The organism is Nostoc sp. 2RC (assembly GCF_014222165.1).
Classification (GTDB): domain Bacteria; phylum Cyanobacteriota; class Cyanobacteriia; order Cyanobacteriales; family Nostocaceae; genus Nostoc; species Nostoc linckia.
Genome location: NZ_JACKZU010000002.1, coordinates 1 through 24,580, shown reverse-complemented (window position 1 = coordinate 24,580; position 24,580 = coordinate 1). Strand labels below are relative to the sequence as shown.

The 24,580-nt window shown below is 36.5% G+C and carries 11 protein-coding genes and 1 pseudogene; all 12 read left to right on the top strand.

The features are described from left to right. The first annotated feature begins 21 nt into the window (after positions 1 to 21). The gene (locus GNE10_RS00745) at positions 22 to 4,689 is read left to right on the top strand and encodes a type I polyketide synthase (protein ID WP_185563210.1); all 4,668 of its coding nucleotides are present in this window, start codon (positions 22 to 24) and stop codon (positions 4,687 to 4,689) included. Between the two features lie 17 nt (positions 4,690 to 4,706). After that, on the top strand, positions 4,707 to 6,353 hold the full coding sequence (gene panP, locus GNE10_RS00740) for a pyridoxal-dependent aspartate 1-decarboxylase PanP (RefSeq protein ID WP_185563209.1): 1,647 nt from the start codon (positions 4,707 to 4,709) through the stop codon (positions 6,351 to 6,353). A 128-nt stretch (positions 6,354 to 6,481) separates the two neighbouring features. Continuing rightward, positions 6,482 to 10,807 (top strand): type I polyketide synthase, encoded by a 4,326-nt coding sequence (locus GNE10_RS00735; protein WP_185563208.1) that lies wholly within the window; start codon positions 6,482 to 6,484, stop codon positions 10,805 to 10,807. A 33-nt stretch (positions 10,808 to 10,840) separates the two neighbouring features. Next, a pseudogene (locus GNE10_RS00730) lies at positions 10,841 to 13,495 on the top strand (type I polyketide synthase); the annotation flags it as partial. Beyond that, entirely contained in the window at positions 13,475 to 14,071 is a 597-nt protein-coding gene (locus GNE10_RS36460; RefSeq protein WP_397324417.1) for a phosphopantetheine-binding protein, read from the top strand. The pseudogene GNE10_RS00730 and the gene GNE10_RS36460, both read left to right, overlap by 21 nt. 85 nt (positions 14,072 to 14,156) lie before the next feature. Next, entirely contained in the window at positions 14,157 to 14,930 is a 774-nt protein-coding gene (locus tag GNE10_RS00725) for a class I SAM-dependent methyltransferase (protein WP_185563206.1), read from the top strand. 97 nt (positions 14,931 to 15,027) lie between these two features. After that, positions 15,028 to 19,134 carry a non-ribosomal peptide synthetase gene (locus tag GNE10_RS00720; RefSeq protein WP_185563205.1) on the top strand — a complete coding sequence of 1,369 codons (4,107 nt, stop codon included), beginning with the start codon at positions 15,028 to 15,030 and terminating at the stop codon, positions 19,132 to 19,134. Next, on the top strand, positions 19,134 to 20,528 hold the full coding sequence (locus GNE10_RS00715; RefSeq protein WP_185563204.1) for a cytochrome P450: 1,395 nt from the start codon (positions 19,134 to 19,136) through the stop codon (positions 20,526 to 20,528). Before GNE10_RS00720 ends, GNE10_RS00715 begins: the two co-directional genes overlap by 1 nt. Positions 20,529 to 20,591: 63 nt before the next feature. Beyond that, positions 20,592 to 21,980, top strand: a complete 1,389-nt coding sequence (locus tag GNE10_RS00710) for a cytochrome P450 (RefSeq protein ID WP_185563203.1) — start codon at positions 20,592 to 20,594, stop codon at positions 21,978 to 21,980. A gap of 50 nt (positions 21,981 to 22,030) precedes the next feature. Beyond that, on the top strand, positions 22,031 to 22,918 hold the full coding sequence (locus GNE10_RS00705) for an SDR family NAD(P)-dependent oxidoreductase (protein ID WP_185563202.1): 888 nt from the start codon (positions 22,031 to 22,033) through the stop codon (positions 22,916 to 22,918). Between the two features lie 96 nt (positions 22,919 to 23,014). Further along, positions 23,015 to 24,031, top strand: coding sequence for a sucrase ferredoxin (locus GNE10_RS00700; protein WP_185563229.1), 1,017 nt, complete (start codon positions 23,015 to 23,017; stop codon positions 24,029 to 24,031). 10 nt (positions 24,032 to 24,041) lie between these two features. Then, positions 24,042 to 24,580, top strand: a 539-nt coding sequence (locus tag GNE10_RS00695) for an MATE family efflux transporter (protein WP_260446699.1), incomplete at its 3' end; no start/stop codon positions are given.

Below are 24,580 nucleotides of genomic sequence, written 5' to 3'. Positions count from 1 at the left end.
TAGCCAATAGCCAAATTAATTATGGAAGATTCAGAATATTTCACAAATACAACTGGTCTGGAAATAGCTATTATTGGCATGAGTGGCTGTTTTCCGGAAGCTTCAAATATAGAACAATTTTGGCAAAATCTCCGAGATGGAGTAGAGTCAATTCATCGATTTACTGACCAAGAATTGCAAAACTTGGGTGTAGATGCCGCCTTAATCAATGACCCGAATTATGTGAAAGCAGAAGGCCGAGTCGAAGGTATAGATTTATTTGATGCTGCATTTTTTGACTTTAGTCCTAGAGAAGCTGAAATTCTAGACCCTTCATTGCGCTTTTTCTTAGAGTATTCATGGAAAGCATTGGAAGATGCTGGTTATAGTTCGCAGATATATAAAAAACCTATTGGAGTTTACGCTGGTACGAGTTTTGGCAGTTATTTACTGAATATTTATTCTAATTATGATGTCATAGCTTCTGTAGGCGATAAGCAAATAGAAAAAGGAACTTCTACAGATTACGTTACTACACTTGTTTCATATAAATTAAATTTGCAAGGGCCGAGTTATGCGGTTCAAACTACTTGTTCGAGTTCATTGGTTGCCGTACATTTAGCTTGTCAAAGTTTGCTTAGTGGTGAGTGCGATATTGCTTTAGCAGGAGGAGTTTCAATATCTACAGCAGACGGTTATTTATATCAAGAGGGAGGAATTGAATCTCCTGATGGACATTGCCGTGCTTTTGATGCTAAGGCTGCGGGAACCGTAAAAGGAAGAGGTTTAGGTCTTGTAGTTTTAAAACGATTAGAAGAAGCGATCGCCGATCAAGATTGCATCCATGCTATTATCAAAGGCTCTGCTATTAATAATGATGGTGCCGATAAAGTTAGCTACACCGCACCGAGTGTAAATGGTCAAGCGAAAGTAATTCGAGCAGCCCAAGTGATGGCTGAAGTGGAACCTGAAACTATTAGCTATATTGAAGCACATGGAACCGGAACTTCTTTAGGCGACCCCGTTGAAATTGCAGCATTAACACAAGCTTTTCGTACTAAAACTCAGAAAAAAGAATTTTGTGCCATTGGTTCTGTAAAAACCAATATTGGACATTTAGATGCAACTGCCGGTGTCGCGGGTTTAATTAAAACTGTTTTAGCTCTAAAACACAAACAAATTCCTCCTAGTTTAAACTTTGAAAAACCTTCGCCTCAAATTGATTTTGCTAACAGCCCTTTTTATGTAAATAATCAATTATCAGAGTGGAAAGCAAACAATACTCCTCGCCGTGCGGGTGTTAGTTCCTTTGGTTTTGGTGGCACAAATGCCCATATTATTTTAGAAGAAGCACCAAGGCAGCAGGAAAGCATGGGAGGAGGGGAGCAGGGGAGAAAGTATCAATTATTGCTACTTTCAGCTAAGACGAATACAGCTCTAGAAACCGCTACAAAAAATTTTGTAAATCATCTACAAACGCATCCAGATTTAAATTTTGCTGACGTTGCTCATACTTTACAAGTAGGTCGCTGGGCTTTCAACCATCGCCGCATGGTAGTTTGTCAAAATCAAGAAGATGCTATTAACGCATTGCAAGACCCACAAAGAACTTTTACTTCTTATCAAGAACCTTGTAACCGTTCAATTCTATTTATGTTTTCCGGACAAGGTTCGCAATATGTAAATATGGGTCGCGAATTATATGAAAATGAAAGCATCTTTAGAGAACAAGTTGATTACTGCTGCGAATTACTAAAACCTCACTTACAAATAGACTTACGTACAGTTCTTTATCCCAGCGAAGAAAAAATTGCAGAAGCAACACAAAAATTACAACAAACAGCAATTACTCAACCTGCATTATTTGTTATTGAATATGCCATGACCAAGTTGTGGATGGCTTGGGGCGTGAGTCCTGAGGCCATGATTGGTCATAGTATTGGAGAGTATGTAGCTGCTACCATAGCCGGAGTTTTTACTTTAGAAGATGCGTTAATAATAGTCGCAACGCGAGGAAAACTCATGCAAGAGTTACCCGGCGGTGCGATGCTTTCGGTTCAGCTTCCTGAAGAAAAAATACAACAATTTATAGAACAAGGAATTTCTTTAGCTGCCATTAATGCACCTACTTCTTGTGTAGTGTCTGGTTCATATACAGCAATAGATAAATTACAAGAAAAATTGCCACAAATAGGCGTAAATTGTAGGCGTTTGCATACATCTCACGCCTTTCATTCTCCAATGATGTCACCCATCATTAAGAGTTTCATTCAGTCATTTCAAAAAATAAAATTGAATGCTCCAAAAATTCCTTTTATTTCCAATGTTAGTGGAACTTGGATTACTGCCATTGAAGCAACAGATCCTCAATATTGGGCAAGGCATTTAAGACAGCCAGTCAATTTCAGCTTAGGGATTTCTCAGTTGCTAAAACAGCCAGAGCAAGTATTGTTGGAAGTCGGGCCGGGACGGACATTAAGTAGTTTGGCTAAACAACATCAAACAGATGTAATAACATTAACTTCTATACGACATCCCCAAGAACAACAATCAGATATAGAATTTTTACTTAACACCTTGGGCAGACTTTGGTTAGTAGGAATTCAAATTGATTGGTCTGGTTTTTATGCAAATGAAAAACGTCGTCGCCTACCTTTACCTACCTATCCCTTTGAGCGCCAGCGTTATTGGATTGAGGTAAATCGAAATGCAACTTTAGCAATGATGTCTGCAAAAGCATCAGAAAAAAAGCCAGATATTGCTGATTGGTTTTATGTTCCTCGGTGGAAAGAATCTACACCAGTTGAATTTCTTCAACAGGATAAACTGTTAGAAGACAAATCATTTTGGTTAATTTTTGTTGATAATTATGGAGTGGGGATAGAAATTGCCGACCGACTGCAACAACAAAATCAAAATGTAATTTTTGTTCGAGTTGGGGATAATTTTACTAAGCTTGACGACTGTAATTATGTCATTAATCCCCAAGAAAGTAATGATTATGATACTTTATTTCAAACACTTCAAGAACAACATTTGATTCAGGAAGTAAGGCAAATCGCGCATTTTTGGAGCCTAACTTCTAACGATATTTTACCTAGTCATGAACTAAATCCGAAAACACAATATCAATTTTTTGAAGATTGCCAAAATCTCGGTTTTGATAGTCTGTTGTTCCTAGCACAAGCCTTGGTAAAACAGAATATAATTGACCCAATAAATTTAATGGTTGTCACCAGTAATCTACATGATGTCACTGGTAGCGAGAATTTATGTCCTGAAAAAGCAACTATATTGGGGCCGTGTAATGTCATCCCCCAAGAATATCTCAACATCACTTGTTGTTGCTTTGATATTGTACTTGCAGACTCTAAAACTAAACCATCAGCAACACTAATAGACTCGCTGTTGACGGAATTTACAACACCAATCACTGATAATTTAATTGCTTATCGTGGTAATCATCGCTGGATTAAAACTTATGAAGCTGTACGTTTAGATGAAAGTGTTACCAGCAAAAGCAAGTTGAGAAAAGGCGGTGTTTATCTAATCACGGGTGGTCTTGGTCGCATCGGTTTAGCAATGTCAGAATACTTAGCAAAAACAGTACAGGCTAAGTTAATTTTAATCGGTAGAAAAAGCTTACCAGAAAGACATCAATGGTCTGAATGGCTACTAAATCATGATGAATTTAATGAAGTTAGCCAAAAGCTAAAAAAAGTGATGATGCTTGAGGAATTAGGTGCTGAAGTTCAAGCGATTAGTGCTGATGTCGCTAACGAAGAACAAATGCAAAAAGCTATATATTTAGCTAAAGAACGCTTTGGTGAAATTCATGGTGTCATCCACACAGCCGGAATTAATGACGATGCCTATTACACTATTGAAGAAAGTTCTAAAGCTCAAAGTCAAGCACAATTTAGTCCTAAAGTATACGGGTTATTTGTTTTAGAAAAAGTTTTACAATGTGAAAAGTTAGATTTTTGTTTATTCACATCTTCCTCATCATCTGTATTAGGAGGTTTGGGGTTAACTTCCTATTCTGCTGCTAACATTTTTATGGATGCTTATGCCCACAAACAGAATCAAACAAATTTGTTTCCTTGTATTAGCGTCAACTGGGATACTTGGCAATCTGAATCAGGCGATATTCAAGACCTTACTGTGGGATTAGCTTTAGAAAAATTACGTATGACATGGAAGGAAGGTATAGATGTTTTTAGTCGGGTATTATGTTTAAATAAAACTCCTCAAATTGTTGTTTCTGCGGGAGAATTACAACCCAGAATTGAGCAATGGATAAAACGACAATTTTTACAAAATAATGTAGAAAATTTATCACTTCATTCCAGAGGAAATTTACAAAATGAGTACGTTCCAGCTAGCAATCAAGTAGAGCAAATAGTAGCGACAACTTGGCAAAAACTTCTGGGAATTGAAAAGATTGGTATTTATGATAACTTCTTTGATTTGGGTGGCAGTTCTTTAATCGGTGTTGAGGTGATTTCCCAGTTACAAAAAGAATTAAATACCCATATTCCCATAATCAGCATTTATGAAAGACCAACTATCAGTTCCCTTGCCGAATTTTTAACTAGGGAGGAAGAAGTTGTTTCGCAAAAAGATTCTTATCGTCCTCAGGTAAGGTCTGCTTCAATTAAGCGTCGCAAGGAAGCAAGACAAAGTCATCGCCGAGCCAGTCAAAAGTAAATAATCAGGGGTATAAAATGGCATTAAGTCAGCAAAAATCAGAAAAAACTCAGCAAAATTTATTTTCAGAAAATGAGCTAACGCCACAGTATGCAGTTGCCAATGAAGTGATGCAATTATTTGCACCATCTAATAGCTTAGTCTGTAGTGAAGCTAAGATGACTATTGAAACTGATGTGTTGATTGATAATTTTTTAAATGCCATTAACACTAATTCAGATATTGAATTTAATTCATTAATAGAAACATTTGCTGATAGTCAAGTTCCTGTTAATCCTGCTGACTTTGACACTTATCTTGAATATTTAGCAAATAATGTTATTAATCATTCAATACATACATCTTCACCGAGATTTATCGGTCACATGACTTCGGCGCTGCCTTGTTTTGTAAGACCTCTGGCAAAACTAATGACAGCAATGAATCAAAATGTCGTCAAAATAGAAACAGCCAAAGCTTTTAGCCCCTATGAGCGTCAAGCTTTGGCAATGATTCATAGATTAATTTATAACTTTTCTGATAAATTTTATAGCGAGCATGTGCAAAATAGCCAAAGCACCTTAGGCATATTAGTTTCTGGAGGTACGGCAGCCAATATCATTGCATTATGGTGCGCTCGTAATAAATCTTTGGGTGCAAACAATAGTTTTCCTGGTGTAGAAAAGGCGGGTTTATCAGCAGCTTTAGATTACTATGGCTATCAAGGAGCAGTAATAATTGGTTCGGAATTGATGCATTTTTCTTTTGAAAAGGCAGCAGATTTATTAGGCATAGGCACGCATAGTTTGATTAAAATTCCTACTAATAGAAACAATCAAGTGGACTTAGTAGCCTTACGTCAAGCTGTTGCAGATTGTCAATCAAAAAATTTGCATATTATTGCGATCGCTGGCGTTGCCGGTACTACGGATTCTGGTAATATAGACTCACTTTCTGATATTGCAGATATCGCCCAAGCTGCAAATGTGCATTTTCATGTAGATGCTGCCTGGGGAGGGCCGCTAATATTTTCCGAACAACATCGACAAAAACTTGCTGGTATCGAACGCGCTGATTCTGTCACAATTGATGGACATAAACAGCTGTATTTACCTATGGGTATTGGCATGGTGTTTATGCGCGAACCACACCTAGCTGCATCCATTGAAAAAAATGCTAGCTATACCATGCGTAAGGGTTCGTTTGATTTAGGAAAACGTGCTTTAGAAGGTTCTCGTCCCGGTATGGCATTATTTTTACATGCGGGGCTACATCTAATCGGTTTGAAAGGTTATGAATTTTTGATTGATGCAGGTATTGAGAAGACGCGATATATGGCTGCGCGTATTAATGCTATGCCGGAATTTGAGTTACTATCGGAACCTGATATAAATCTGCTGCTTTATCGTTATATTCCCCAATCTTTAAGAGATGTTGCAGTTAAAAAGCAATTAACAGAAAGTCAGAATCAAGAAATTAATTTATTTAATGAACGTCTACAAAAAAGTCAGCGTCAAGCTGGTCGTAGTTTTATTTCACGGACAATAAAAAGAATTGGTTGTTTCGAGAAAGAAGTTTTTGTAACTGCGTTGCGTGCGGTAATTGCTAATCCGTTGACGACTAAAGAGGATATTGATGCTGTTTTAAATGACCAAATTCAAATAGCTTTGGATTTGGAGGTATGAATATTTTGAAACGCATACCGCCAAAGGCGGAACCCGCAGGGTAGGGACGCAAAGTAACGCGCAGAGGTACGCAGAGATTTATACCTCAGTAGACTAGGAAATTCTATATGTAATTTTTGGTAATAAAGATGAATGATTTTCAAGAGTTTGACAATTTTGATGACAGGGATGAGATAGCTATTATTGGAATTACTGGTAGGTTTCCAGGGGCAAATAATGTTGATAAGTTTTGGGAAAATTTGCGAGATGGAGTAGAATCAATTTCGCGTTTTACAGATGAGGAGTTGCTAGCGGCTGGTGTAGATGCTGCTTTGTTAAGTGACCCTAATTATGTAAAAGCAGGCAGTATTATAGAAGGTATTGAGTTATTTGATGCTGGATTTTTTGGATATACTCCTAGAGAAGCTGAAATTACAGATCCGCAGCATCGGATATTTTTAGAGTCTGCCTGGGAAGCTTTAGAATCTGCGGGTTATGATTCTGAGTTTTATCAAGGGAAAATTGGGGTTTTTGCTGGTGTCACTAATAGTAATTATTTATTTACAAATTTAGCTTCAAATAAAGAGTTAATCGAATCTGTAGATGCGTTAAATATTTTTATTGGTAATGAAAAAGATAATTTAAGTACTCAAACTTCTTATAAATTAAATCTTACCGGGCCGAGTATTAATATTCAGAATAACTGCTCTACATCATTAATAGCTGTACATTTAGCTTGTCAAAGTTTGCTGAATGGAGAAAGTGATATTGCTTTGGCTGGTGGTGTTTCTATAGCTAAGTTACCCCAAAAATCTGGCTATTACTATCAAGAAGGAGTTCTGCATTCTCCTGACGGACATTGCCGGACTTTTGATGCTAATGCTAAAGGAACGGTGTTTGGTGATGGGTTGGGAATTGTTGTTTTAAAAAGATTGGAGGATGCGATTGCTGATGGTGATTTGATTCATGCTGTAATTAAAGGTTCCGCTATTAATAATGACGGTTCTTTAAAAGTTGGTTTCACAGCACCTAGTGTTCGCGGTCAAAGAGAAGTAATTGCAGAAGCGCTGGCTTTAGCTGGTGTTGAAGCCGATACGATTTCTTATGTGGAAGCTCATGGAACTGCAACGCCGTTGGGAGATCCCATTGAAATTAAGGCTCTCACACAAGCTTTTAATGCTACCACAAATCGCAAAAATTTTTGTGCTATCGGTTCAGTCAAAACCAATATTGGACACCTGGATACAGCAGCAGGTGTGACAGGTTTAATTAAAACAGTGCTGGCATTAAAACATCAGCAAATACCGTCTAGTTTACATTTTGAAAAAGCAAATCCAGAGATAGATTTCGTTAACAGTCCTTTCTATGTCAATACCAAATTATCAGAGTGGCAAACTCAGGAATTTCCTCGTAGAGCAGGTGTAAGTTCTTTTGGTGTTGGTGGTACTAACGCCCATGTCATATTAGAAGAAGCTCCAGTAATTGAAGAATCTAGTGCTTCTCGTCCTTGGCAATTAATATTATTATCAGCAAAAACTAGCACGGCTTTAGAAACTGCTACAGCAAATTTAGCAACTCACCTCCAGCAAAATCCCGATATTGATTTAGCTGATACGGCTTACACTCTAAAAGTAGGTCGCCGAGCTTTTGAACATCGGCGGATGGTAGTTTGTCAAGATTTGGATGATGCTATTAAATTACTACAAAATCATGACCAAAAACGTGTTTTTGACTATCATTTACAGCCCACTCGCTGTCCTGTGACGTTCGTGTTTCCTGGGGGAAAATCACAAAATTATAACATTACCAAAGAATTATACGAAGTTGAATCTACATATCGCAAATATGTAGATAATTGCGCTGGAATTTTGCAATCTTACATCGATTTTGATATCCGTGATTTACTGTTTGACAATTCAGATAAAATTGCCGCAGCTAATCTTAATGAACTAGCATTATTTGTGATTGAGTATTCCCTAGCTGAGCTATTTATGTCATGGGGTATATTACCAGAAGCAATGATTGGCGAGGGAATTGGTGAATATGTTGCAGGGGCGATCGCGGGTGTATTTTCTTTAGAAGATGCCTTAAAAATTGTAGCCAACAAGGGCACAAAAGTTAAACTTTATCCACCACGTATACGCTTTATTTCCAATATCACTAATAATTGGATTACAGACGCGCAAGCAACAAATCCCAACTATTGGAATCAATATTTGCAAGAAAATCTTAAATTATCTGATAGTATATCTCAACTATTAGAGCAGTTTGAAGGTGTTTTTCTAGAAATTGGGTCTGGACAAAATTTCAGCAAATTAACTAAAAAACACGTACTGACTGCTTTACCTGAAAATCAACAATCAGAAGTCAGCTTTTTGTTGCAGACCTTGGGTAAGTTGTGGCTTTTTGGTGTCAACATAGATTGGTCAGAATTTTATAGCCAAGAACAGCGCCATCGTTTACCTTTACCTACTTATCCTTTTGAACGACAAAGGTATTGGATTGATGCGAAAAAGCCAGAACAAGATAACAATGATAATTTGGTTTCACTCGTTAAAAAAACCGATATAGCCGACTGGTTTTACATTCCTTATTGGAAGCCTTCATTACCTCCAGTTAAACTGGATAGCCAACAATTAGCAACTAAAAATTGCATTTTGGTATTTCTTGATGAGTGCGGCTTGGGTATTAACTTAGTAAAACAACTAGAAACACAAAAGCAAGATGTAGTTACAGTTAAATTAGGTGACAACTTTACCAAAATAGGCAATTTTGAATATACTATCAACCCCGAAAATCATCACGATTATGATATTTTATTTGAAGAATTAATCAAACAAAATAAACTGCCAAAAAAGATACTTCATTTATGGAATGTTACACCTGTTGTTGAGCAAGAATTAGAACTAGCTCAAATCAAGGGATTTTATAGTTTATTATTTATTGCTCAAGCTTTAGGGAAACAAGAAAGTAGTAATGATTTTGAAATCATAGTTATTTCTAACAACCTACAGTCAGTAACGGGAAGTGAATCACTTTCTCCAGAGAAAGCAACTTTACTCGGCCCAGTTAAAGTTATTTCTCAAGAATATGCAAATATTAATTGTCGTAGTATTGATGTTATATTTCCTCTCAAAAACAATTGGCAAGAAGAAAAATTGATAGAAAATATCCTCGCAGAACTGACAGTTGAAAAACCAGAAAAGTTAATTGCTTATCGAGGTTTAAATCGTTGGTTGCAGAGTTTTGAGCCAGTACATTTTGATAAGGGTAAAACTGAAAAACCTCGACTAAGAGAAAGAGGAGTCTATTTAATTACAGGTGGACTTGGAGGTATTGGGCTTGTTTTGGCGGAATATTTAGCCAGAACTTTACAAGCAAAATTATTATTAGTAGGACGTTCTACTTTACCCAACAAAAATGAGTGGTTTAAATGGTTATCTACTCATGATGAAACTGATAGTATTAGCTGTAAAATTCGCAAAGTCCAAGAACTTGAAAAATTGGGTGCAGAGGTTTTGACCATTGCTGCTGATGTTAGCAGTATAGAACAAATGCAAAGTGCGATCGCTCAAGCACAACAACAATTCGGTCAACTCAATGGTGTCATCCACGCCGCCGGAATTCCTGGAGGCGGTGCAATTCAACGTAAAACTCCAGAAGAAGCACAAAAAATCCTTGCTCCCAAGGTAAAGGGAACAATCGTTATTGATAAAATTCTCCAAAATATTGAATTAGATTTCTTTATTTTAGTTTCATCAAATAGTTCTATCGTAGCGGAATTTGGACAGGTAGATTATTGTGCTGCAAATGCTTTTTTAGATGCTTATGCTCACTGTAATGCTGCAAAACAAAACCGATTGATTACAAGTATTAATTGGGATACTTGGCAAGAAGTTGGGATGGCAGTAAACACACAATTACCTGAACGGCTCCAAGAATTGCGCCGAAAAAATCTCCAGCAAGGTATATTACCCCATGAAGGTGTAGATGTATTTCAACGGATTTTAGACAATACAATGCCTCAAGTTGTAATATCTACTTCTAATTTATTGGAAGTATTTAAACATTACAATTCTGAGAACAAAACATCAGGGTTAGATTTTTTAGAAACTGTCAATTCAGCCAAATTAAAGTATCCCAGACCAGAACTCAGTAATGATTACGTTGCACCCCGCAATCAAAATGAGCAAAAGTTAGTTGATATTTGGCAAGAAGTCATTGGAATTGAAAAGATAGGAATTTATGATAACTTCTTTGAACTTGGTGGTGATTCGCTGATAGGTATTCAACTGACTAACATATTGAATAAGCAATTTGATGCAAATCTTTCTGTTGCCAAGCTCTATGAATGCCCAAATATTAATTCTATGGCAAAAACGTTTAATTCTGTTGAAGAATCCGATAAAAATAGTTTTGAACAAAGGCTAAATAGAGGACAAAGGAGAAGACAAATAAAAATGCAAACTCACTAAAACATAAAATTAATTTATCTGGTTAATAAAGTTATGCAAGAATCAACCGTAAATCTAGATATAGCAATAGTGGGAATGTCCGGTCGTTTCCCTGGTGCGAATAATATCGAAGAATTTTGGCAGAATATCCAAAATAAAGTTGAGTCTATTTCATTTTTATCGAATGATGATTTAGCTGATTTAAATTTAGATACGGAAGTTTTAAACGACCAAAATTATGTTAAAGCCGCGCCTATATTACCAGATATTGAACATTTTGATGCTCGATTTTTTGGCTACAGTCCAAAAGAAGCGGAACTAATTGACCCGCAACATCGCTTATTCATAGAGTGTGCTTGGGAAGCTCTGGAAAATGCTGGATACGACCCAGAAACATACAATGGTTTAATTGGTGTTTATGGTGGCGTTAGCACTAATACTTACTTTTTTAATAACGTATATAATAACGTTAATTCTAGAGTTATTGCTAGTAACTATACTTTCAATAAAGATTTTTTAACTACACATGTTTCATATAAGTTAAATTTAACAGGCCCAAGTATAGGAGTTCAGACTTACTGTTCTACTTCATTAGTTGCCTTACACTTAGCTTGCAAAAGTTTACTCGATGAAGAGTGTGATATTGCATTAGCTGGTGGGGTTACAATTATCGTTCCCCAAAAGTCTGGTTATTACTACGAACAAGATGGAATTTTATCTCCTGATGGTCATTGTCGAGCCTTTGATGCTAAAGCAGAAGGTACTATTTTTGGCAGTGGATTGGGAATAGTTGTATTAAAAAGATTACAGGATGCCATCGCAGATAAAGATTATATTCATGCAGTTGTTAAAGGTTCAGCAATTAATAATGATGGCTCTTTAAAAGTTAGCTACGCCGCCCCTAGTGTCAATGGTCAGGCTGAAGTGATTGTGGAAGCTTTAGCCATTGCTGGAATAGATGCTGATGATATTTCTTATATAGAAACTCATGGAACTGGAACTGCTGCTGGAGATCCAGTGGAAATTGCAGCATTGACTAAAGCTTTTCGGGCTTTTACATCAAGAAATAACTTCTGTGCCATTGGTTCAGTTAAACCAAATATCGGACATTTAGATATAGCTGCTGGTATAGCAAGTCTCATCAAAACTGTACAAGCATTAAAATATAAAAAACTACCTCCAAGCATCAATTTTGAAGTTCCCAATCCAGAAATTGATTTTAAAAATAGCCCTTTTTATGTTAATACTCAATTAATTGATTGGAAAACTCACAATACTCCTCGGAGAGCCGGCATTAGTTCCTTAGGATTTGGTGGAACTAACGCCCATGTAATTTTAGAAGAAGCACCGCAAGTTACATATTTTGATAAATCTAGACCTTGGCAATTAATTTTATTATCAGCAAAAACTAGCACAGCTTTAGAAAGTGCAACGGTAAATCTATTAACGTATTTTCAACAAAATCCAGAAGTAAACTTAGCTGATGTCGCTCATACTTTACAAGTTGGTCGTAGAGCTTTCAACTATCGCCGAATATTAGTATGTCAAAATGTTGAAGATGCTATCACTGTATTAGAAACACAGCAGCCAGAACGGACTTTTACTGTATATCAAGAGCATAGAGACAAACCTGTCATTTTCATGTTTTCGGGACAAGGTTCGCAATATGTAAACATGGGTCGGGAACTGTATGAAGTGGAAGCAACTTTTCGCAAACATGTAGATAATTGCGCGGAAATTTTGCAACCACACCTCGGTGTTGATATCCGCGATTTACTGTTTCCAAAATCAGTAGAAATTACCGCAGCTAAGGAAAAATTACACCAAACAGCCTTTACCCAGCCAGCATTATTTGTAATTGAATATGCCTTGGCTAAGTTATTGATGTCATGGGGTGTGTTACCTGCGGCGATGATTGGCCACAGCATTGGGGAATATGTTGCAGCGGCGATCGCAGGTGTATTTTCTCTTGAAGATGTCCTATTCATCGTGGCAAAAAGAGGAGAACTGATGCAACAGTTACCGCCAGGGAATATGTTAGCAATTAAACTTCCAGAAAAAGAAGTGCGATCGCTAATTTCCCACTCTGTAGAAATCGCAGCCATTAACAGTCCAACTTCATGTGTAGTCTCTGGAACAAAAGAAGCGATCGCCACACTAGAAAATCAATTATCCTCTCAAAAAATTGAATGTCGTTTGTTGCATACCTCCCATGCATTCCATTCTCAAATGATGTCGCCAATCTTAGAGGAATTTCAGCGATGCTTCCAAAAAATTAAACTGAATCCACCACGCACACCTTTTATTTCCAATGTTACTGGTAATTGGATTACAGACTCACAAGCCACAAATCCTAATTATTGGGGTCAACATTTACGAGAAACTGTGAAATTTTCCGATGGTATAAATCAACTATTAAATCAGTTTGAAGCTGTTTTTTTAGAAGTCGGCCCTGGGCGAACTTTAAGCACATTAACCAAACAACATTTAGATATCAATGCTAAACAAAATGTGCTGACTTCCCTACCTCACGTACAAGAGCAAAAATCCGATGTGAATTTTTTATTAGAAACATTAGGTAAGTTATGGCTTTTTGGTGTAAATATAGATTGGTCAGGATTTTATACCCACGAACAACGTCATCGTTTACCTTTACCTACCTATCCCTTTGAACGAGAAAGATACTGGATAGATCCTAAATTTTCATCAAATTCATTAAATACTAAATTAACAACATTAAACTCCACCCAAGAATCAAAAATCTTAGAAAAAGTAAGTGGATTAGAATTAGCCATTACTCCAACAGAAGCTATAGAAGCATTTAAAAAAATATTATCTTTAGAACAACCAACTCAAATCATTATATCTACAGTAGATAATCAAGCTGGACAAAATTATGTATTTCATCTTGATTATTTCAAAAATTTCCAACCTACTAATCAATTAGATTCATCCCCACGCTATTCTAGACCGCAACTAAGTAATCCCTATATTGCTCCCACAAATGAATTAGAAAAACAAATTATCCAAATTTGGCAAGAGGTACTTGGAATTACAGAAGTTGGTATTTATGACAACTTTTATGAATTAGGAGGAGACTCTCTTATTGCTACTCAATTAATTTCTCGATTGCGGGCAAAATTCCCTATAGATTTAGCCCTACGTGACCTTTTATCGCAAGCCACAATCCCAGTTAAACAAGCAGAAATGATCGAGCAACTTCTATTAGAAAAAATAGAAGAATTATCCGAAGAAGAAATAGAAGCTCTTTTAGCTAACCAATAAATCTTTTTCTATTTTCTCCGTTTTCTCTGCGCCTCTGCGGTTCGTTATTTAATTGTAAACCTTCATTTAACAACAAAAAAAGTCTATGTCACTACTAAATCCTGCTCCCAACTATGAACCCATCGCTCGCCTACAAAACGAATTCAAGAACACACCTGAAGTTTTAGAACAAGGTATATTACCTGCTTTAGAGCAAATAATGTTATCACAGCTTCCTCCCGGAGCGCATATTCTTGAACTTGGTTGTGGTTCTGGATATTTAGCACAACAACTTAACATTAGAGGATATAAAGTTACTGGAATCGATGCTTCCGAAAGTCTGTTAAACTACGCTAAAAAAAACGCCCCAGAAAGTGAATTTATTCTGAGTGACATACGTCAATTTGATTTACCAGCCATCTTTGATGCAGCCTTAGCTAATGATGTCTTCCATTTTTTTCATAGCAACGAAGATTTGAAAACGGCGTTCAAAAACATATATGCCGCACTTAAAGATGGTGGTATATTTGTATTTAATATACCAATAACAGACTGGCTACATGAAGCCGCTCACAACAACAATTTTAATATTGTTAATATCAACGAGCAATGCTCATTAATAGAACTATTCTACTACAAACCAGAACAAAGACTCTGGGAAATCAAAGTCACAGGCTTTGAATTAATAGATAAAAACTGGCAACGTTCAGACACAGTTTGGTTAAGAAAAGATCACTTTTTAGAAGAAGTTGAATCAACTTTAAAAGACGCTGGTTTCACACAATTTAATTACTATAACACCAGAGATTTTGGAGAAAGTGAAGACATAGCTTGCTTTGTTTGTCAAAAAACCTCCCTTAATACAGAAAGTAGCCAATAGTGAGTTATCGGTAAATTTCTCCTCCCCCTCCTCCTCTCTGAGCCTCCGCGCCTCTGCGTGCAAATAAATATATTCAACCTCTCATCAAACATTATCAATGGATAAACATCTTTCTAACTTATCCCCAGCTAAAAAAGCCCTGTTAGAAAAATTGAAAGCCGGCAAATTTCAAGCCGACACTATTCCCAAACGGCAAATTTCTCACAACATCCCCTTATCTTTTTCTCAACAAAGACTCTGGTTTATTGACCAACTTTACCACGGGAGTTCCTTCTACAATATTCCTATCGCTTTTCATATCAAAGGACACCTAAATATTACTGCCCTTCGGCGAAGTCTCAATGAAATCCTCAAGCGTCACGAAATTTGGCGCACAACATTTAAAGTGATAAATGGAGAACCAATACAGGAAATTGCACCTAATTTAACTTGGGATTTACCCGTCATTAATCTCCAACATTTATCTAATAAAAATTGGGAATCCGAGGTTAAAGAAATTGTAGCTAAAGAAGCAGCAAAACCCTTTAATTTAGCTAAAGAACTTTTAGTCAGAGCAACTTTACTACAGTTAAACGAACAAGAACACGTCTTGCTTGTAACCATGCATCACATTATCACCGATGGATGGTCTTGTGGAGTCTTTTTGCGGGAATTGTCAACGCTATATGCAGCTTTTTCTACAAATCAACCTTCTCCCTTACCCGAACTAGCAATTCAGTATGCAGATTTCGCAATTTGGCAACGCGATCGCATTCAAGGAGAATTCCTCGCCAGCAAGTTAAAATATTGGAAGCAACAGCTAAGCGGCGAACTTCCTGTACTCCAACTACCCACAGACCGTCCGCGACCTAGTGTCACAACTTTTGCAGGTGCGAAGCAATATTTTACATTCTCCACAACCTTAACTAATGCACTCAAACAATTAAGCAAGCAAGAAGACGCCACTTTATTTATGACCTTGCTGGCAGCTTTTAATATATTATTAAATCGCTATACAGACCAAGAAGATATTTTAATTGGCTCTCCAATTGCCAATCGTAACCGAACAGAATTAGAAGGAATGTTGGGTTTATTTGTTAATACTTTAGTATTGCGTAATAACCTCAGTGACAACCCCAGATTCCGCGAATTTTTACACCGAGTCCGCCAGGTAACTCTCGATGCTTATGCACATCAAGACTTACCTTTTGAGATGCTTGTAGAAGAATTACAACCAGAACGTGACTTAAGCAGAAATCCCCTTTATGAAGTCATGTTTGTTCTACAAAATACTCCCACAAATGTACAAGAAGTATCTGGATTAACTCTGCGTACTTTAGACTTTGATAGCGGCACATCGCAACTAGATATTTTTCTGTCTATGTTTGAATCCGAAGCAGGATTAACAGGGTGTTTGGAATACAATACCGATATTTTGGATGCAACAACCATTAGTCAATTTGTCAAAAATTATCAAACTTTATTAGAAAATATAGCTCTTAATCCACAACAGCATATTTGTGAATTATCACTACTAACTGCCAGCGAGCAAGAGCAATTATTAATTAAATATAATAAAACAAGTGCAGAATATAAAAATTTATCTCTCAATCAACTATTTGAACAACAAGTTGAATTTACACCTAATTCCATAGCGTTAATTCATCAGTCTCAGCAAATAACTTATCGCCAACTTAATAATAAAGTTAATCAACTAGCGAATTATTTACAAAAACAGGGTGTCACAAAAGAAACCCTGATTGCTATCTGTCTAGAACGCTCAATAGACATGATAGTGGGAATTTTAGCCATTCTCAAAGCTGGCGGTGCATACATTCCTCTAGACCCAAGCTATCCAGTTGAGCGTTTAAATTTTATGCTCTCTGATTCTCAAGCATCAATATTAATTAGCAATCAAGAAATATTAGAAAAACTATCATTATCTTTGCCCAAAATTATTTGCCTCGATATTCAAAAAGACGAAATTGCTCAACAAAGTCCACAAAACCCCATTAACATTTCCCAACTCGATAATCTCGCTTATATCATCTACACTTCTGGTTCAACTGGACAACCAAAAGGCGTTCTTGGCACTCATCGGGGTACAGTAAATGGCTTACACTGGCTATGGAAAACTTATCCCTTTAACCCAGAAGAAGTTTGTTGTCAGAAAACAGCTATTAGTTTTGTAGATTCTGTTTGGGAAATTTTTGCTCCTTTACTTCAAGGAATTCCTACAGTAATTATCAGCAATGCAACTCTACTAGACCCACAGTTATTTATAGAAGCTTTAGCGCATCAGAAAGTTACTCGAATTATACTTGTACCTTCATTACTACGTTTACTTCTAGATAATTATCATCTAACGAAGAAATTATCACAGTTAAAACTCTGGATAACTAGCGGCGAAGCACTATCTATTAACTTAGCTAAAACTTTCCGAAAAGCAATGCCATTTGCAAAATTAATCAACCTTTATGGCTCTTCGGAAGTTTCTGCTAATGCAACTTACTACGACATCAGTTTATTACAAAACCAAGCAAACACCGTCCCCATTGGGCGTCCTATTGACAATACTCAAACCTATGTATTAAATCGCAATTTACAACCAACACCTTTAGGAGTTGTAGGGGAACTTTATATTAGTGGCGACGGTTTAGCTAGGGGATATTTACATCGTCCAGAATTAACGCAAGAAAGATTTATTGATAATCCATTTATTCCCGAAACCAAGCTTTACAAAACCGGCGATTTAGTACGTTATTTATCTGATGGTAATTTGCAATATTTGGGTCGTGATGACGCACAAGTAAAAATTAGAGGTTTTCGCGTAGAATTGGGTGAAATAACTAGTGTAATTAACCAACATTCAGAGGTGCAAGATGCTGTTGTCATTGCAGTTAATGACGCTGAAGAAAATCAACGTTTAATTGCATATATTGTCACAGAAAAACAAGACATAACTGCACAGCTTTTGGCATATTTGCAACAAAAATTACCTTCTTATATGCTCCCCTCTGCCTTTGTGGTATTAGATGCACTACCACTGACACCTAATGGAAAAGTAGATAAATATTCTCTTCCCAGAGATACAATTATCCAAGTAAATACTACTAAAACTTTAATTACTCCCCGAAATTTTACAGAATTATCATTAGTCAAGCTTTGGGAAAATCTCTTAAATACTAGCCCTATTGGGGTACAAGATAACTTCTTTAACTTGGGCGGTCACTCGTTTTTAGCTGTACGCTTAATGGCTCAAATTCAAGATAGATTTGGGCATAACCTCAGCCTATCTACTCTTTTTGAAAATCCCACAATTGAAAAATTAGCTGTAATTGTTAGTCAGCCATTTCGGGAGAGTTCTAATTCTCCCGTGGTAGCAATTAATTCTTCTGATTCCAAGCTACCTTTCTTTTGTATACATGGCGCTGGTGGAGGTATTAATCACTATATTAATTTATCTAGAAGGCTTGGTGAAAATTATCCATTTTATGCTTTGGAACATAACCCGGATACAGAGGAACCTGAAATTATTTCAGTGGAAGAAACTGCAAGTTATTACCTACAAGAAATTCGCAAAATACAGCCAAATGGCCCTTATCTTTTAGGCGGTCATTGTTACGGTGGTGTACTTGCTTTTGAAATGGCGCAACAATTACAAAAACAAGGAGAAAGAGTGGATTTGTTAGTTGTAATTGATGCCATTCTTGCAGAAACCCGCATTGAATCCACAAAAGATGATGATGCCAAATTCCTACTCCGCATGGCTGAATCAATCAAAACTGACAGCAATATAGATTTTGCAGTTTCTTTTGAAGAACTCCGAGATTTATCGCTCAGCCAGCAAATTGATTTGATTAATCAAAAAGCAAATTTAATTTTTACTGATACAGAAATTAAAGATTTTATTCGTTATTACCAACTCTTTAAGGCTCATGTCCAAGCTATGCGGAATTATGTGCCACTTGTTTATCCTGAGTCCATGACTTTATTAAGAGCTAAAGAAGACATTATCCACGATTTTGAAAGCCCGGAATTTCATACTGATGACCCCTTACTAGGTTGGGGTAAATATTCTAGTCAACCTATTAAAGTTATAGAAATTCCTGGCGATCATTTTTCAATTTTTGTGGAACCTCATATTCAAGAATTAGCTAAAACTTTGAGAGTTTGTATTGATAATGCAGTGTCAAATTTAAATAATGGGAGTAAAAACAACTAATGAAACTACCCCCAGGGCCGAAAACACCATTTTGGCTGTTAGGTATACAATTTGAGTCTAATCCTTTTGGCTATTTGGATGCTATTTCCCAACGTTATGGTGATATCGTCACTCTCATGTCTGGTGCTACACCAATTGTTTACATCAGTAATCCTTTAGGCATAAAAGAAATTTTCACAAATACTAAAGAAATTCTCGCTAGGGGTGAATTAAACGAAGATTTTGCTTTTATTACAGGAAATCAAGGTATTCTACAACTTGATGGTTTAATTCACAAAAATCGGCGTAAACTTCTAATGCAAGCTTTTCATGGAGTGCGGATGCAAGCCTGTGGAAAAGGTATCTGCGAACTCACAGAAAAGATGATGAATAAACAAGTAATTGGAAAACCTTTTGTTGCTTACCCGGTGATTGAAGATATTACTTTTCAAGTGGGTATAGAGCGGGTAATTGGTTTGTATGCAGGAGAACGCTACGACAAAATTAAACATTTATTCGCATCTTTGCTAAAACTCGATCGCCAATCTCTGATAATTAAAATTATTAATCAAATTTTCTTAAATAAAGATTTAGGTCAATGGAGTCCACAGGGATATCTCCTGCGTCTACGACAAGAACTTTTTGAGTTACTATTGACTGAAGTTGAAGAACGCCGCCAGCAACCAAATTTGTCATCAACTGATATACTTAGCGATTTGTTATTGGCTCGTGATGAAACAGGTGAAGCATTAAGCAATAAAGAAGTACGCGACCTTTTAATATCACCTATATTTGCAGCTGCTGATGCTTCTGGAACTGCTATTAGTTGGGCTTTGTATTGGATTCATAGTTTAAAAAATGTCCGAGAAAAATTACTCCAAGAACTTGATAGTCTTGGTCAAAATCCAGACCCCATGAGCATTGTTGCATTACCGTACTTAAGTGCTGTATGCAATGAAATTTTGCGAATTTATCCAACTCAATTGTTTGCATTTCCTCGATTAGTGGAATCTAGCGTTGAGATTATGGGCTACGAACTACATCCAGGTACGATACTGATTGCTAATATTTATTCGACCCACCAGCGTGAAGATTTATATCCAAATTCTAAAATATTTAAACCAGAACGTTTTTTAGAAAAACAATTTTCTCCTTATGAATTTTTACCATTTGGCGGTGGTTCTCGTGTGTGTATTGGTGCAAATTTTGCCCTATTTGAAATGAAACTTATATTAGCAACGATTCTTGCAAATTATGAATTAGAGTTAACCAGCAAGCGCCCAGAACGTCCTAAATTTGCGGGCTTAATTTGTTCTCCTGCAAGCGGTGTGAAAATGGTAATGCGTAGTCGCCGTCAACAAGAGACAGGGGAAATGGAGAGTAAGGAAAGTGCAAAAAAAACTATTCCGGCTTAGGTCGTTGACTGTCAACAGTTAACAGTTTTCTATATCTAGAAATTATGGAGTTAAATAACATTTATGACACTACCTCCTGGCCCTAAAACACCTTTGTGGTTGCTACGTCATCAGCTTAATACTAATCCCACTGGTTTTTTGGATGGTCTTTACAAACGTTATGGCGACATTATCACTATAATGTCTGATTCTACACCAATAGTTTATGTCAGCAATCCCTCAGCAATCAAGCAGTATTTAACTAATACTAAAGAAATTACAATCTCTAGCCTTCCCCCTGGAGATTCTCCAATTACAGTCGGACAAATGGGACAACAAGGAATTCTTCATCTAGAAGGTTTAATTCATAAAAATCGTCGTCCTATATTGATGAAGGTTTACCACGGCGAGCGGATGAATGCTAGTGGAAAAAGTATTTGCGAACTGACCAAACAAATTATTAGTCAACAAACAAGCAATAAAACTTTTATTGCCCATGAAATATTATCAAAAATTACCTTACAAGTAGCTATAGAGGTTGTAATTGGCTTACGAGAAGGAAAGCGTTATGAAAAAATTAATCATTTGTATACCTCTTGTATTAAATATGAAAGAACTTCACTATTTAATTTAGTGAAAGACCTGCCTTTTTCACAAATAGATTTCGGTCGCCTAAGTCCGTGGGGATATCATAAATATCTCCTAAGGGAAATTTTTGAATTTTTATACAATGAAGTTAAAGAACGTCGTCAGGAAGCAGATCCTTCACGCACTGATATGCTCTGCGATTTAATATTTGCTTGTGATGAAACAGGTAAATTATTCAGTGATGAAGAAGTCCGGGATCTTTTGTTTTTACCGATATTAGCAAGTAGAGATGGTGCAACGCATTCGTTGACTTGGCTTTTATACTGGGTTCACCATTTACCTGATGTTCGCCAGCAATTACTTGAGGAACTAGATAGCCTTGGTGAAAACCCAGATCCCATGAAGATTGTTGCTTTGCCTTATTTGAATGCTGTTTGTTGCGAGTCTTTGCGAATTTATCCAAGTCCGGTATTTTCATTACCAAGGGTGGTAGTTTCCCCTGTGGAAATCATGGGGTATGAGTTAACTCCTGGTACAGTACTAATTACTAATATTTATTCAACACATCAACGTGAAGATGTATACCCGGAGGCGAAACAATTTCAGCCAGAAAGATTTCTACAAAAAAAATACTCTCCCTATGAATTTATTCCCTTTGGTAGCGGTGTCCGTAGTTGTATTGCAGGGTCTTTTTCTATTTTTCAAATGAAGCTTGTATTAGCAACAATTCTTGCAAACTATAAATTAGAACTAGTGAATAACAAAGCGGAATCACAAGAACATGCCAACGACCAATGTTATGCCAAAAGCGGTGTGAAGATGGTTATGCATGGTCAGCGTCAGCCTTTAGAAAAGTCAAAACCGCTTGTTTCTAATTTGTTTTAGTTCTGAATTTTAGTTGTTTATTTAATTAATATACGTAGGATAAAATTACTATGGATCGAAATCGAAAAGGTGCAGTTGTCATTACTGGAACATCCACAGGTTTAGGCCGAGCAACTGCACTTTTATTAGCTAAACAAGGATATCAAGTTTTTGCTGGAGTCCGCACAGAAAAAGATGCACAGTCTCTCAAGCAAGTTGCATCTGGGAATTTAACACCAATTATTATGGACATCACAAAAGCTGAAGAAATTAAATCTGCTACTGAATTTGTTTCGTTGGCTGTTGGTGATGAAGGATTATTTGCATTAATTAATAATGCCGTTGTCGCTATAGATGGGCCTTTAGAATGTATTCCCATAGATGAAGTGAGGTTTAATTTTGAAGTCAATGTTGTTGGTCAAATTGCTGTGACACAAGCATTTTTACCATTGATCCGAAATGCCAAAGGTCGCATCATTAATATCAGTGCAATTTGTGGCAGGTTAGCTTTACCTTATAGAAGTCTTTTATCGGCTTCTAAATTTGCGATCGAAGCAATTACAGATTCTTTACGAATGGAATTATTTTCCACTGGAGTTGAGGTTATTTCAATTTTACCAGCAGGTATAGTCACTCCAGAACAGGCTGATAAAGTAGAAGCTAGTTATCAGCAAACATTAGCAGATATGTCACCGGAAATTAAAGCCATATATGGCAAGAATTACAAAATTTATATGCAAGGTTCGGTAGAAGATAATCGCAGTGGAGGTTTACCAGCTGATAAAGTGGCAAATACAATTCTTCAGGCTTTGGAAGCTCGTAAACCTAAAAGACAATATTTTGTTGTGCAATCATACTGGCGTTTGAATATGTATGCTTTATTTAAAAGGTTAGTACCGCACCAATATTTTTATGATAATTTTTATCAGGATATGCGAAAAGGAATGGAACTTGATTAGTAATTTGTTGATGTGAAAATTAGCTTTGATTTTTTAAATTTTGTCATTTGTTCTTAGAAAAGCAAATGACCAATGACTAAAATACAGATAGTAAAAATGCAAACTCAACATGTGAAAGAACTTTTGGGAAAAAATTGTCGTTTTTGTTCCTTGGTTTCTAAAACTAATGGAGAAGACTTGATTGGAACAGCAGGTACTTGCGAACATTGGTTGATTATGGAAGTTCCACAACCTTGGCCGCAAGAAATATTCCAAAAAAATCCAATTATTAAGTCAGTAATAGATTTATTCCAAGAGTTGATTGTTCAGCATGGGGTTAACTTAAAACCGATACTAATTGCCCCTGACCGCGAATATTCTCATGCTGGTTTTACTCGCATTTTTTACTATTATCGTCCTGGAAAACTGTTTTCTCAGTTTGAGAAACAAGAGTTTGTGGTTCCAGAAAGTAAAGCAGCTGATTTGTTGACAGCAATATTGCAGCAGTTGATACAACAACCGAATAATTTATCCCAATTTCAGCAGTATCAACAACAAACAAGTGAAATTCGCGAATTGATGGTGTGTACCCATGCTCAAGTTGACCTTGCTTGCGGTAGATTTGGGACTCCGTTATATAGACAATTACGTAAAGAATATGCTGCTATTTCTCATGGAAAACTACGAGTTTGGCAGACAACTCACTTTGGCGGTCATCAATTTGCACCGACATTAATTGATTTACCCCAAGGTTCTATATGGGGACATTTAGAGTCAGGAATATTGGATTTATTAGTGCAACGAAATGGTTCAGTTGATGATTTACGTCAATTTTACCGGGGATGGACTGGTTTAAACAAATTTGAGCAAATTGCTGAGCGTGAAATTTGGATGCAATTTGGTTGGAATTGGCTAAATTGTTTGAAAGCAGGGAAAGTATTGGCGATGGAAAAAGATGGTGACTGGGCAGAAGTGCGGATTGATTTTGCTCTACCAGATGGCAGTATTTCAGGTGCTTATGAAGCAAGAATCGAAGTTTGTGGTGAGGTAATGAGTGCATTTAATTCAGCAAAAGAGATGGAGTTAGAAGCAGTGAAGCAGTATCGTGTTAGTCGGTTAGTTAAGGTTGAGTAAAAAATAAAAAATGATTTCCCAAAAACAATCTCAAATCACTAATGAAATTCTTGATGGTAACCTTGTTAAACTGATGTTTAAGTTATCAATTCCTAGTACTCTGGGAATATTGATGCTGAGTTTAAATACTTTTATTGATGCTTTATTTGCTGGAAGATTTATTGGTGAAAATGCTTTGGCTGGCATTTCCTTGGCACTACCAATTATTACCATAATCAATGGATTTGCTTTTTGTATTGGGGTGGGTTCTGCTTCTGTGATGAGTAGAGCTATTGGTTATGGAGATGTGAAAACTCAGTCGAAAATTTTTGGTAATTTAATAGTGATGAGTGTTGTAGTTTCACTATTAATTACTATTATTGGTTACCATTTTGGTGAAAAATTAATTCTATTAATGGGAGGAACTGGTGAAGTTACTTTAGAAGGCACAAAATATTTTAATACTTATATACTAGGTTCAGTATTTTTGATTTTAGCTGAAGCTTGTAACAAACTAATAAAATCAGAAGGAGAAATTAAATTAACTTCCATATTTGATTGGTTATTTGT

What these genes read in the sequence shown, in the direction of transcription:
- GNE10_RS00710 (WP_185563203.1), top strand. Translation starts at nt 20,592, where the DNA reads ATGACACTACCTCCTGGCCCTAAAACACCTTTGTGGTTGCTACGTCAT.
- GNE10_RS00735 (WP_185563208.1), top strand. Translation starts at nt 6,482, where the DNA reads ATGAATGATTTTCAAGAGTTTGACAATTTTGATGACAGGGATGAGATA.
- GNE10_RS00745 (WP_185563210.1), top strand. Translation starts at nt 22, where the DNA reads ATGGAAGATTCAGAATATTTCACAAATACAACTGGTCTGGAAATAGCT.
- GNE10_RS00705 (WP_185563202.1), top strand. Translation starts at nt 22,031, where the DNA reads ATGGATCGAAATCGAAAAGGTGCAGTTGTCATTACTGGAACATCCACA.
- GNE10_RS00720 (WP_185563205.1), top strand. Translation starts at nt 15,028, where the DNA reads ATGGATAAACATCTTTCTAACTTATCCCCAGCTAAAAAAGCCCTGTTA.
- GNE10_RS00715 (WP_185563204.1), top strand. Translation starts at nt 19,134, where the DNA reads ATGAAACTACCCCCAGGGCCGAAAACACCATTTTGGCTGTTAGGTATA.
- panP (WP_185563209.1), top strand. Translation starts at nt 4,707, where the DNA reads ATGGCATTAAGTCAGCAAAAATCAGAAAAAACTCAGCAAAATTTATTT.
- GNE10_RS00725 (WP_185563206.1), top strand. Translation starts at nt 14,157, where the DNA reads ATGTCACTACTAAATCCTGCTCCCAACTATGAACCCATCGCTCGCCTA.
- GNE10_RS00700 (WP_185563229.1), top strand. Translation starts at nt 23,015, where the DNA reads ATGCAAACTCAACATGTGAAAGAACTTTTGGGAAAAAATTGTCGTTTT.